Raw genomic sequence first — 12,566 nt, forward strand, 5'->3', positions numbered from 1 at the left:
GGCTCGACCTGACACCACAACCATTGGAGGGATCAAGTGTCCTTGCGGGATGAAGTCCGAATCAGCGCGCCGGCCGACTCGCCGCCGGCCTCCGGGCGCAACCTCGGCCTGGCGTTGCTCGTCATCGCGGCCGCACAACTCATGCTGGTGCTGGACGGCACGATCGTGACGGTCGCACTGCCCAGCATCCAGAAGTCGCTGCACCTGGCCGCGGCCGATCTGAACTGGGTGCTGACCGCGTACGCCCTGGCATTCGGCGGATTGCTGCTGGTCGGCGGGCGCGCCGGTGACCTGCTGGGGCGGCGCCGGGTCTTCCGCATCGGCCTGGTCGTGTTCACCCTGGCCTCGCTGGCGGGAGGCTTCGCCACCACCGGGTCGGTGTTGATCGCCGCCCGTGTCGTCCAGGGCCTCGGTGCCGCGATCGCCGCGCCCACCGCGTTGTCGTTGCTGGCGACCACGTTCCCGGCCGGTCCTGAGCGCAACAAGGCGCTGGGCGTGTACGGGGCGATGGGCGGGCTCGGGTCGGTGGTCGGCCTGCTGCTCGGTGGGGCTCTCACGGAGTACCTGTCCTGGCGGTGGATCCTGTTCGTGAACGTCCCCATCGCCGTCGCGGTGCTGGCCGGAACCACCGTTCTGCTCGAGGGCGACCGCGACCGCGGAAGGGTCGATCTCCCCGGCGCGATCACGGCGACCGGGGGTCTCGCCTCGCTGGTCTACGCGATCAACCGGGCCAATCAGCACGGCTGGTCCGACGGGGTCTCCCTCGGCTTCTTCGGCGTCGCGGCCGCACTTCTGGTCGCATTCATCCTCATCCAGCGCCATGCCTCCGCGCCGGTGATGCCGCCCGCCATCCTGGCGGACCGGGGCCGCGCCGGAGCGAACCTGGTCAACTTCCTGATGGGCGGCGGCATGCTCGCCACCTTCTACTTCCTCACCCTCTACATGCAGGTCGTCAAGGGCTACAAGCCCATGCAGACCGGCCTGGCGTACCTGCCCTTCGCCGTCGGCATCGGCATCGCCGCCGGCGCCATCGGACCGCAGCTGCTGGGCCGATTCTCCGAGCGCGCCGTCACCGCCGCCGGGATGCTGGTCGCCGCCGTCGGCATGGCCTGGTTCGGCCTGCTCACCCCGGGCCAGAACCCCTGGACGGTCCTGCTTCCCGCCCAGCTGGTCGCCGGTCTCGGCCTCGGCCTGGCCTTCGTCACGGTGACGATCGCGGGGGTCCGCGGCGTCGACGCGCACCACACCGGCATCGCCTCCGGGCTCGTCAACACCACCCTGCAGATCGGCGGCGCCCTCGGCCTGGCCGTACTGGCGGCCATCGCCACCGAGGCCACCGGGCACGGTTCGCCCCCGTCGCCGCAGGACCTCACCCATGGCTACACCACCGGGATCCTGTCCGGCGGCGCGCTCTACGTCGCCGGACTCGTGATCGCGGTCCTGACCATGAGCGGGAGCCGCGGCCAGACGGAGATGGAGCCCCAGCACCGCTGAGGCCTCCGCCGACCGTGTCGGCACGAAGTGCGGCAGTGCCCCGTGGCACCGATCGAGAGGGGCACTGCCGCCGGAGCCACGCGTGAAAGGTAGGACACATATGAAGCGTCCCCGCATCGTGATCCTCGGAGCCGGGTTCGCCGGCTTCCAGGCGGCCCGTACCCTGTCCCGCACGTACGGAGACGCCGTCGAGGTGGTGCTGGTCAACCCCACCGACTTCGCGGTCTACCTGCCGCTGTTGCCCGAGGTCGCAGCCGGGATCGTCGACCCGCGCCACATCTCGGTGTCGATCACCGCGACCCTGCCAGGGGTACGCCTGGTCCTCGGCACGGTCACCGGGCTCGATCCGAAAACCGCGACCGTCGAATACATCGACCCCGAAGCCAGGCCCGGCACGCTCGGCTACGACCGCCTGATCGTGGCCGTCGGCAGCGTGACCAAGGTTCTGCCGATCGAGGGCGCCACCCGGCACAGCCATGGCTTCAAAGGCATCCCCGAGGCGCTGTACCTGCGGGACCACATGATCCGGCAGGTCGAGCTCGCCGCGGTCGCCGACGATCCCGCCGAACGCGCCGCCCGGCTCACGTTCGTCGTGGTCGGCGCCGGCTACTCCGGAACCGAGGTAGCGGCGGCCGGGCAGCTGCTCACCCGGGCGCTGATCCGCCGCAACCCCCTCCTGCGCGGCGAACGGGCCCGCTGGCTGCTCCTGCAGCTCGGCGACCACGTGCTGCCCGAGATGCGGCCCCGCATGCGGGCCACCGCCGAACGCGTCCTCACCAGACGTGGTGTGGAGGTGCGGCTCGGCACCTCGATCAACCGGGCGGCCTCGGAAGGGGTGACCCTCACCGACGGTGAGTTCGTCGGGGCTCGAACGGTCGTGTGGACCACCGGAGTACGGCCCGATCCCGTCGTGGACGGCTTCGGCCTCCCCACCGCCGCCGGGGGCAGGGTCGCCGTGGACGAGTACATGGCCGTACGTGACCATCCGGGGATCTACGCCGCCGGAGACGTCGCCGCGGTGCCCGACCTCACCCGCCCTGGCCAGATCACCCCGATGACCGGCCAGCACGCGACCCGGCAGGGCAAGGTGGTCGCCCGCAACGTCGCCGCCTCACTGGGGCTCCACGGGAGAGCGAGGCCTTATCGGCATCGCAACCTCGGCTTCGTCGTGGACCTCGGCGGGTGGAAGGCGGCAGCCGACCCGCTCGGCGTCCCGCTTTCCGGAGTCCTCGCCAAGGCCGTCACCCGCGGCTACCATCTGTGGTCGATCCCCGCCAACCGGCCCCGGATCCTCACCGACTGGGTGCTGGACGCCGTCCTGCCCCGGCTCAGCGTCCAACTCGGCCTCGTCCGCTCCGGAGCGGTCCCTCTCGACACCGCGGATCCCGAACTTCCCTACGACCACTCCCCTGCCTCTGTCACAACTCTCTGAACGATCATGTCGGGCCGCTCAGTCACCAAGGGTGTCGTGCAGCCAGCCGAGCACCTGGCGCGCGTGCCGGTCGGGCGGGAAGATCGGGTAGAAGACGTGCTCGATCCGTCCATCGCGGATGACGAGCGTCAGGCGCTTGTAGAGTCGGGACCCGCCGGCGTGGAAGGTGGGCAGGTCGAGCGCGTCGGCGAGCCGGAAGCCGGTGTCGGACAGCATGGCGAAGGGCAGGCTGAGCCGGTCGACGACTTCGCGCTGGTAGTCGGTGTCCTGGCTGGACAGCCCGAACACACCGCTCACGCCCGCCTCCCTCAGCTCTTCGTGGTGGTCGCGGAAACCGCAGGCCTCCGGAGTACAACCGCGGGCCCCCGGGATGGCGTCCCAGCCCTCGGGCAGATCGGCGTCCGGCCTGCCCGTTAGGGGGTAGCAGTACAGGATCGACCGGCCGTCCCGGCCCAGCTCCGCGAGGTCGATCATGTCGCCCGCCGTGCTCGGCAGCCGCAGGGAGGGGACGGCCCGCCCGGGCAGGTGATCGGCCGCGCCGTCGTCGTACGGAACCGGCAGGTCGGCGGGGAGCTTCGTGGGGTCGTGCACAACGGTCCTTTCCTCGAACGGCTCGCTGAGCGTGCTGCCGCGGTAGGCGGCCTGGCGCAGGTGGTGGACGAGGATGTCCCGCCGCGTGGTGAGCGCCTCGATCCGCGCGTTGAGATCCGTGATGGCCTGCTGATAACCGGCCAGCGCGGCCGGGCAGTCGTCGGCGTGCTCTCGGCCGGCCGCCAGACATTCCAGGAACGGCCGGGTCTGTTCGACCCGGAGCCCCAGTTCGCTCAACGCCCGTACCTCACGGACCAGCCGGACATCGTGCTCGGAGTAGTCCCGGTAACCGTTGGGCAACCGCGCCGGCGTGATCAACTCCAGCGATTCGTAGTACCGGACCGTCTTGGTGGTCACTCCGGCCCGCCGGGCGAGCTCTCCGATCCTCACCGCGGCCCACCTGCGAAGACGCTCGTGTCGTCCATGAGGACGAAACTAGACCCTGCCCCCGTGGGCAGGGTCAAGCCGTGGCCGGACCGGACACCCCAAGCACTGGACCGCGGGAATTTGGGTAGCGTCGCGTCCGTGCGGCTTCATGTGGGATGCGCGATGTGGACCCATGCGCCATGGCAGGGGCGTTTCGTGCCCCATCGGCTGCCTCCCGGGGAGCGGCTGAGGGCGTATGCGTCCTGGTGCAACGCGGTCGAGGGGAACACCACCTTCTACGCCATTCCGGCGCGGGGCACGGTGGAGACCTGGGCGGACCAGACCGACCCGGATTTCCGCTTCGTCCTGAAGCTGCCGAGGTCGATCACGCACGAACGCCGCCTCGGCGACGTCGGCGCGGAACTGCGGTCGTTCCTGCACGCGATCGAACCGCTCGGGCCGCGTGCCCACGCGCTGTGGATCCAGCTGCCGCCGGCGTTCGCACCGGCGGACGTCGGAGTGCTGGCGGGCTTCCTGCGCCGGCTCCCTCCTTCGCACCGGTACGCCGTCGAGGTGCGTCACCGCGCGTTCTTCGAGAACGAGAGCGCCACGCGGCTCCTCGAAAAGGCGCTCGCCGGCGTCGGCGCGGAGTGGATCCCCTTCGACACGACGGCCCTCTTCCAGACCCCGCCGACGAGCGACATGGAACGGGAGGCGTGGACGAAGAAGCCACGCGTGGCGCGACGTACGGTCGCCCTCACCGACCGCCCCATCGTCCGGTACATCGGCCGGGACTCGGTCGACCGTACGGTCGAGGGCTGGCGGGGATGGGCCGACCAGGTCGCCCAGTGGCTGCGTGAGGGCCGTTCGCCGACCGTGTTCATCCACACGCCCGACAACGCCGACGCATTGCTGCTCGCCCGCCGGTTCCACGACGACGTACGGGCGCGACTGCCCGAGGTCGAACCACTGCCCGAGCCGATGCGGGCGCCGTCCGAGCCGCCGACACTGTTCTGACGGACGACCCGTCACCTCCCAGACACCGTGCATCAATGCCCGGTCATGCACATCACGCCTCATGACCGAGCGCGCGGCCCAGTGTCCGAGCGAGGAGGGGATGGTGGAGGAGTTCACGTGTCGTCTCCGCGTCGATGAGACACAGCGCGGGGTCGCGGAGCAGTGGGAGCCAGTAGTCCCGGACCCGGTAGTCGTCTCTCGTCTTGGCGAAGATGTGGACCGGGCCGTCGTAGGGCCGAGGTTCGTAGTGCTCCTGGGCGAAGACGGTGGCGGCCCACAGGACCTGCAGCCGGTAGAAGTCCTCCGGCCGGACCTCTGGTTCGTAGAGAGTGACGCGTGTCTTCATCTCGTCGAGGACACGGGGAAGATCCGCTACCGGGTCCTCCAGACCCCACGTGGTTCGCAGCCACCCGAGCCGGAACTCGTAGAGGTCGTTCATCCCCCAGCTCGGGTCGTACTCCGGCATGCCCGACGGCGGGTCCGCGAGTGCCAGGACCGCCACCTCCGCGCCCTGGGCACGGAGTCGCTGCGCCATCTCGTAGGCGATCACGGCGCCGGTGCACAGCCCGGCGAGGTGATAGGGGCCGTGTGGCTGGGCCGCCCGAAGCTCCCGTACGTAGCGTTCGGCGATCTCGGCGATCGAGACGGGCGGACGGACCCGGGTTCGGTAGCCGATGGCCTCGAAGCCGTGCACGGGGCGGCCGGCACGTAGGGACTCGGCGATGCGCCCGAAGAACCTGACGTGCCCGTTTCCGAGATGGACGCAGAACAGGGGTTCTCGGCGCCCTTCCGGGATGAGGGGGATCAGGGTGGCCGGCGCCGTCCATGTGCTCTCGCTGGTGCGCCAGACATGGGCCACCATGTCGTCGGACGGCGGAAGGTCTCCCTCGATCACTGGCGACTCCCATCTGATGGCCGGGCCGGGCATCACACGATCGCATTGACGAAGACGATCTTGTGCGGTTTGATCACATCTCGATGAGCGGGCCGATCAAGACTGCCGACGTCGCCCGTTGGGACCGACTCGCCGAGTTGATCCGTACGGCTCCTCTGCTCCGGTTGTACTGCGCGATGTTGCCAGGCGGCACCGTCGGGCCGGTACCCGCTCATCCCGGTCCGGCGGTGGGCACCGTGGTCCTCGGAGTGACCGCCCTGACCGACGACGACGCCGGCCGGAGCGCCTTGCGCGAACTCGTCGACGGACGCGACTCTCGTGAAGAGGCGCTGGAGCATTTCCTGGATCGTCTCGTGAGTCCGCTCGCCCGGGTCTTCCGGGCATGTCTGGAGCACGGATTCCGGCCGCCCGGCCCGTCGGGCCTCGCCTATGAGTCGTCGCCCGGGCGCGGGGCGACCGGACGTGTCGTCGTGACGGACGCGGCGGAACCACCGGATGCCCGAGACGTGCTGTCGGCGATCCGATCCACGCTGCGACGGCTGGGCGTCCTGTTCGCGACGGCGGGCATCGATGGGGTCACCGAGCCCGTCGACGTCGTATGTGCGGCGGTCGACGCGCGCCTCGGCGCAGAACTGCGGTTCCTGCGGCCCGAGGCCCATGCGGCGTTGAGCGGTGCGGAGAACGACCTGCTCCACACGGTGGATCCGCAGCAGCATGACGTGCTCACCGAGATACTGCGGGAGGTCGCCGACCACGCACGGCGCCGGCGCCTCGATCCGCGGGTACGCCGGCCCGCCGTGGTACTCGATGTCGACCTGTGCGCTCTGGACCCGCGCCGGCGTACGGTCCACGCACTCCAGGTGGTGGCCGCGCCCCGGCCGGGCGCGCCGGACGGGATCAGCGAGTTCACCACACCCGATCGGCTGCCGGTCCTGCCCACCTATCACCGGCCGGCATGGGACCTGTTCCTCGCCGGAACCGGCCTGCACGGCCGGTATCCGGGCGTCGACTGGGACCAGGTGCTCGCGGAATATCGCCGGGCGTTCTACCGGCCGTGGGATCAGCTGCGCTGGGACACCCCGGCCCCCGGGCTGTCACGCTTCGTCTGGGACGTCCATGACGCGGGCGGGTACGTCGTCTTCAACACCGCCCGGCGGCATCGCGTGCGCGCGCCGACCGAGTACGCGCTGGCCCAGGCCGGCATCGTGCGCCCGCGACTGCTGATGCTGCCCGATGACCGCGTGCGGCCCGTCCACGAGCTGAAGAGCGAGAATCTGCGCGCTCTTGCCGATCTCGAGGTCTTGGCGATCTTCGACGATCTCTGCGAGAACCGGCAGGCCATGGCCAAGGAACTGCCGTCCGCACGGATGGTCGCCGTAGAGCTCGCGGGATTCGTCTCCGAGCGTCCGCCTGGAGGCAGACCGGATGACGGTGCTCCGGTCATCAGGACGTTCGAGACCGTTCCACGCGGTCGTCTCGTGGCCGGGCCGGCGCTGTCCCACACGCGGTCCCCCGCTGAGCTGCGGATCGGCGAGATGTCCGCTCATCCGGTCGCGGATGATCACGCCGTGCGCCTGACGACACCGGAATCGCTGCAGATCGTCGACGCCCTGACCACGGCGGCGGACCGTGCGGCGGAACAGACCGCGGAAAGCGCGTTGCGGCGGGGAGCCGGATCGACGGTCGCGCTCGTGCACCATCTCCTCACCCGTAACCAGTTCCTCAAGGGCCCGCGCCGCCATTTCACCAAAGAGACCGTCCGCCCGTTCGTGGAACGCGGAGCGCCACTGCAGGTCGTGACCTGCGGATTTCCTGTCAAGCTGCACTACAACGGCCTCAAAACGGCAGGAATCCTGCCCGACCTGGCGGAGCTCGCGGCCCTCGTACGCTTCCGGGAACTTCAGCGCACCATCACGCACGTCTACCCGCCGGGCCTGCGGATCACCATCCTCACCGACGGCAACCACTACCGCTCTCGTCCGGCGGAGGTGCTGCGGGACTACCGGGGAAAACTCGAGGAGTACCGTCGTCTCGTCGGCGGCTCGGACGTCCTGGAGATCACGGATCTGAACGACGTGGCCACGGACCACCTCGGCCCGGTCAGGTCGCAGCGGCGCATCCGGCGGATCGAGGAGTACGTCGGACTGGTCGAGACGGCACTGGCCGGGATTGACGTCACGGAAGCGCCGCTCGAGGCGCTGGCGGAAGCGAGCCGGATCTGCCGCGGGCTCATCGGCGACCGCCCCGACGGCACGCCGATCCTCGCCTTCTCCGCGTTGTTCCACTCGCTGGTCTACTCGGTGGAGCTGCCGCCTCCCCCGGCTCGCACGACACGCGCGGGCTGGGCTAGGCGGCTCTACGCCGGCATCTTCGACGTCGTCGATCCCGCCGCCGGTCCGCAGATCACCGCCGGCCGTCGCGCCGTCCTCACCACGACGTGGCGTGACACCGTCCGGTACCTGGCGGTGATGCAGGTGGACGGCGAGTTCGGCTGCGACGATATGGCGTTCTTTCCCGGGCGAGTCCGGCTGACGCCCAACCCGCGGCCGGGCAGCCTCGGATTCTCCTACCTAGGCGGTTCGTGCGTGCTGCCCTGGCATGGGGTGGGCGTGGTCGACGCCGGCGGGATCGTGTCGGTCGACTACGCGGTCTCGCTTTCCGATCAAGGGTTCGTCCCCGTCTTCTCACCTCTGCTGAGTTCGACACAGCCGTGGTTCATGACCCCGGTAACCTCCACCCGCCTCGTGGATCGGTGCCGGGGCAACGAACTCGACGCCGCGTTCCGCACCGCTGTACGGCTACGCCGGCGGTGACCCGATTCGCCGTGCAGGAGTCTCGATGGCCAGCATCCCAGCCGGACGGTTCAGCAGGCTCTGGGCCGCCATACTGCCCGATCCCGGGCCGGCCAGGCTGCTGGCCCTGACCTCCCTGCTCGGCAGCTTCGGCTTCGGGCTCTACCAGTCCGGCAGCGCCATCTATTTCGTCCGGTCCGCCGGGATGGCGGAGAACCGGGTCGGCCTGGGCCTGTCCCTCGCCGGCCTGGCCGGATTGGTGTTCGGCATCCTGATCGGACATCTGGCAGACCGTCACGGGCCGCGCGGGGTCGCCATCGCGATGTCCGTACTCAAGGCGGCGCCGCTGGCGGTCTTCCCCTGGGTTCACGCGTACTGGCAGTTCCTGCTGGCGGCCGCCGTATTCGGCATCGCGGACGGCGGCTGGAGCGTCGCGAACGAGGCGATCATCGCCGGCGCCATCACCGGCTCGGCCCGCATCCGCGCCTCCGCCTATCTGCGCAGCGTGTTCAACGTGGGAATCACCGCCGGGGCGTTCTGCGCGGGCCTCGCGCTCACGGCCGATACCCGCACGGCCTACCTCGCGCTGTTCTGGGGGTGCGTCCTGGCCTCGCTGACGACCGCCGTGTCCTATCTCCGTCTGCCGAGACTGCCCGGTGTCCCGCCCGGCGAAGCACCGGTACGCGGGCTGCGCGCGGTCAGGGACCTGCCTTACCTGGCCGTGGCGCAGATCAGCAATGTGTCGCTGCTGAGCGACACCGTCCTCTTCGTCGGGCTGCCGCTGTGGCTGGTGTCGGGAACGTCGGCGCCGCGTTCGCTCGCCGCCTGGCTCGTGGCGCTCAACACGCTGCTCGTCGTCGGACTGCAGGTCCGTGCGGCGCGGTCGGCGGAGACGCCGACCGGAGCCGTGCGAACCCAGCAGTGGGCGTTCTGTGCCCTCATCGTCATGTGCCTGCTCGCCGGACTGGCCGGATATTTCTCGGCCTGGCCCGCGAGTGGCCTGCTCGTGGTGAGTGTCGTGGCGCTCACCGCCGGTGAGATGTGGGGGCAGGGCTCGCGGTGGGCACTGCGTTTCGCGTTCGCGCCCGCCGGCGCCCAGGGCCAGTACGGAGCGGCGTTCCGGCTCGGGCAGGTCGGTCCACGAGTGCTGGGGCCGGTCACCGTCACCGCGCTGACCAGCCGATGGCATTTCGGAGGCTGGCTCGTCCTCGCCGCCGTCTTCGTCGCGGCGCTCGCCGCGGGCCGACCGGTGATCTCGTGGGCGGAACGAACCCGCGCCGAGCCCCGCGACGAACCGCAGCCGGTCGAGTCACGCCAGTAGAAGCCGGAGAACCTCGCCGAACCGCTGCTCCTGCAGCAGCCCCAGTGTCGTCACGGCCTCTAGCCGGATCACGTCCGCCTGCGGAACCCGATCCCGCCAGTAGGCCGTCACGTCCTGGTTGCCGTACATGCAGACGGTGACCGGACCGTCGTACGGCCGGGGGTCGTAGTGTTCCTGGGCGAACAGGATGGCGGCCCACAGGACGGTACGCCGGTAGAGCTCCTCGGGTCGCAGCTCCTCTTCGAACCAGGTGAGGTCCGTCAGCTTGCGTACGACCTCGGGTACGTCCGCCGGCCCGCCCAGCCCGAACCGGCTGCGCAGCGTGCCGAGAAGATACTGAAAAAGATCGTTCAGCCCCAGACCGGGGTCGAGTTCCGGCACCGGAGGTCCGGCCAGGACCAGGGTGTGCACATCCTGGCCGGCGGCCCGGAGCCGCTGCGCCATCTCGAACGCGATCAGCGCCCCCGAGCAGAATCCCGTCAGGTGGTACGGCCCTTGTGGCTGGACCGTCCGCAGCTCCCGCAGGTACTGCTCCGCGATTTCGGCGATCGTAAGAAATGGGCGGACGGCCGCCTTGATGCCCGGCATCTCGAAGCCGTACACCGGACGCCCGGCGCGCAGGGTCTCCGCGATCGGCGTGAAGAAGCGGACGTGGCCCGTGCCGACGTGAACGCAGAAGAGCGGCTCTCCCTGCCCGTCGGGCACCAGGGGGACCAGCGCGGGAGGCGCCCCGGCGTCCCAGGGCGCGGCGCTCGTGCGCCACGTACGCGCGACCAGGTCACCGAGCGGCGCCGGATCCCGCGCCGGTGCTTCGTCCGCGGGGGCCAGAAACCCCGCGAGCTTCGCGGGCGTCGGATGTTCGAAGACGTCCAGCACCTTCACCCGCACGCCCGCCTTGCGTGCCTGAGCGACGGCCTCGACGACCAGGAGTGAGTAACCTCCGAGGTCGAAGACGTCGTCGTCCGGCCCGACCTCGACATCGAGAATGTTCTGCCAGATGTCGATGAACAGCTTTTCGACCTCATCCCGCGAAACGGCGGATGAAGCGTCGGCCACCGACTCGGACATAGGTCTCCCTTTCAGGTCAACGCCGTTTCGAGGTCAACGCCGTCCGGACGCGACCAGTCCGTCCAGGGCCCGCCGGTCGAGTTTCCCGGAGGGCGTCAGCGGCAGTGCCTCCACGGTCACGTAACGGTCGGGAACCATGTGGCGCGGCAGCATCGCCGCGGCGTGACGACGCACCGCCGCCGTGACGGAGCCGTCGTGCGGGACGACGCATGCGGCGAGGAGCTGGGCTCCGGCACCGGTCGTCACCACGGTCACCGCGGCGTCACGGACCTCCGGGCACCCTCTCAGCACCGATTCGATCTCGCCGAGCTCGACGCGGAAACCGCGCAGCTTCACCTGCTGGTCGGCGCGCCCGACGTACTCGAGTTCCCCGTTGACGGACCGGCGCGCGAGGTCACCGGACCGATAGAAACGACGGCCTTCGAGCGTCACGAAACGTTCCGCGGTCAGCTCCGCCCGGTTGAGATATCCGGCGGCCACGCCCGCACCGGAGATCCACATCTCCCCCGGCTCGCCCGGCGGGACCGGCCGCCCCTCCTCGTCACGCAGCTCGACCGTCAAGTGCGGCAGCGGGACGCCGATCGGTGATCGTGCCGGTCCGGTCAGGGCCTGCTCGTCGAGCAGTTTGAAGGTCACGTGCACGGTGGTCTCCGTGATCCCGTACATGTTGACGACCGTCGGACGCCGTTCCTCCGGGAACTTCGCCACGAACTTCCGGAGCACCTCAAGGTCCACGCTCTCGCCGCCGAAGATGACGTATCGGACGTCCAGCGCCGGCCGATCGGCCTCATCGAAGGCCAGGTCGAGATAGCGGAAGACCGAGGGCACCTGGTTGAGAACGGTGACGCGCTCCCGGATCAGAAGGTCGAGGAAGTCCTCGGGCGAGAGCGCGGCCTGCTGCGGCACGACGACGACGGTGCCTCCGGTCGCCAGCGCACCCCACAGCTCCCAGACCGAGAAATCGAAGCTGGTCGAGTGGAACAGCGCCCAGCGGTCCCGGCGATCCACCTCGAACAACGGCAACGCGGTCTCGAGGAGGGCCAGGACGTTGCCGTGCGTGACCACGCATCCCTTGGGCCGCCCCGTCGACCCCGAGGTATAGATGACGTACGCGGCGTCGTCCCGCTCCACGACCCTGTCCACGGATTCCGCGGCACCGTCCGCGGTGGTCGGCACGGCCTGATGCTCGCTCAGCCCGCACTTCACCGCGTGCTCGGGGTCCGCGACGGCGAATCTCAGTCCGGCGTCCGCGGCCATGGTCGTCAGGCGCGCCTCCGGATAGGCCGGATCGAGCGGAACGTAGGCCGCACCGGCCTTGAGGATCCCCAGGATTCCGATCACGACGGCGGCGGAGCGGTCGGTCTGCAGGCCGACGAGTTCACCGCGCCGCACACCGCGCGTGACGAGCCGGGACGCGACCGCCTCCGCCGCCGCGTCGAGCTCGGCGTAAGTGAGCGACGTGTCCTGATCGACCACCGCGACGGCGGCGGGCCGGGTGTCGCAGATCGCTCGGAACAGTTCCGGCAGGGATGCGGCCTGAGGTATGGGCATCAACGGCCGATCGCCGAATACGAGCGGATCATGGTGATC

General features: G+C 70.0%; 9 protein-coding genes. 5 read left to right on the forward strand and 4 right to left on the reverse strand.

What is annotated here, in order from left to right; genetic code table 11:
- Positions 1–42 precede the first annotated feature (42 nt).
- Positions 43–1,494 carry an MFS transporter gene (locus tag ABEA24_RS26365; RefSeq protein ID WP_345433739.1) on the forward strand — a complete coding sequence of 484 codons (1,452 nt, stop codon included), beginning with the start codon at positions 43–45 and terminating at the stop codon, positions 1,492–1,494.
- Positions 1,495–1,594: 100 nt separating this feature from the next.
- Positions 1,595–2,926, forward strand: a complete 1,332-nt coding sequence (locus tag ABEA24_RS26370; RefSeq protein ID WP_345433740.1) for an NAD(P)/FAD-dependent oxidoreductase — start codon at positions 1,595–1,597, stop codon at positions 2,924–2,926.
- An 18-nt stretch (positions 2,927–2,944) separates the two neighbouring features.
- On the opposite strand, the gene ABEA24_RS26375 is transcribed toward ABEA24_RS26370, so the two are convergent.
- The gene (locus tag ABEA24_RS26375) at positions 2,945–3,907 is read right to left on the reverse strand and encodes a MerR family transcriptional regulator (protein WP_345433741.1); all 963 of its coding nucleotides are present in this window, start codon (positions 3,905–3,907) and stop codon (positions 2,945–2,947) included.
- Between the two features lie 192 nt (positions 3,908–4,099).
- Between ABEA24_RS26375 and ABEA24_RS26380 the strand changes: the two genes are divergently transcribed.
- Complete coding sequence (locus ABEA24_RS26380; protein WP_345433742.1) at positions 4,100–4,900, forward strand: DUF72 domain-containing protein; 801 nt, start codon at positions 4,100–4,102, stop codon at positions 4,898–4,900.
- Positions 4,901–4,952: 52 nt separating this feature from the next.
- Here ABEA24_RS26380 and ABEA24_RS26385 read toward each other — a convergent pair whose 3' ends face one another.
- Positions 4,953–5,795, reverse strand: a complete 843-nt coding sequence (locus ABEA24_RS26385; protein ID WP_345433743.1) for a thioesterase domain-containing protein — start codon at positions 5,793–5,795, stop codon at positions 4,953–4,955.
- A gap of 83 nt (positions 5,796–5,878) precedes the next feature.
- Here ABEA24_RS26385 and ABEA24_RS26390 point away from each other — a divergent pair, with 83 nt between their 5' ends.
- Positions 5,879–8,608, forward strand: coding sequence for an L-tyrosine/L-tryptophan isonitrile synthase family protein (locus ABEA24_RS26390; RefSeq protein WP_345433744.1), 2,730 nt, complete (start codon positions 5,879–5,881; stop codon positions 8,606–8,608).
- A gap of 25 nt (positions 8,609–8,633) precedes the next feature.
- On the forward strand, positions 8,634–9,908 hold the full coding sequence (locus ABEA24_RS26395; RefSeq protein WP_345433745.1) for an MFS transporter: 1,275 nt from the start codon (positions 8,634–8,636) through the stop codon (positions 9,906–9,908).
- Here ABEA24_RS26395 and ABEA24_RS26400 read toward each other — a convergent pair.
- Together ABEA24_RS26400 and ABEA24_RS26405 are read right to left on the reverse strand one after the other, a co-directional pair.
- The gene (locus ABEA24_RS26400; protein WP_345433746.1) at positions 9,897–10,976 is read right to left on the reverse strand and encodes a thioesterase domain-containing protein; all 1,080 of its coding nucleotides are present in this window, start codon (positions 10,974–10,976) and stop codon (positions 9,897–9,899) included. The two genes, ABEA24_RS26395 and ABEA24_RS26400, sit on opposite strands and share 12 nt — an antisense overlap.
- Before the next feature lie 33 nt (positions 10,977–11,009).
- Positions 11,010–12,527, reverse strand: coding sequence for an amino acid adenylation domain-containing protein (locus ABEA24_RS26405; RefSeq protein ID WP_345433747.1), 1,518 nt, complete (start codon positions 12,525–12,527; stop codon positions 11,010–11,012).
- Between the last annotated feature and the right edge of the window lie 39 nt (positions 12,528–12,566).

The sequence above is a fragment of the Actinoallomurus vinaceus genome, from assembly GCF_039542055.1.
Lineage (GTDB): Bacteria > Actinomycetota > Actinomycetes > Streptosporangiales > Streptosporangiaceae > Actinoallomurus > Actinoallomurus vinaceus.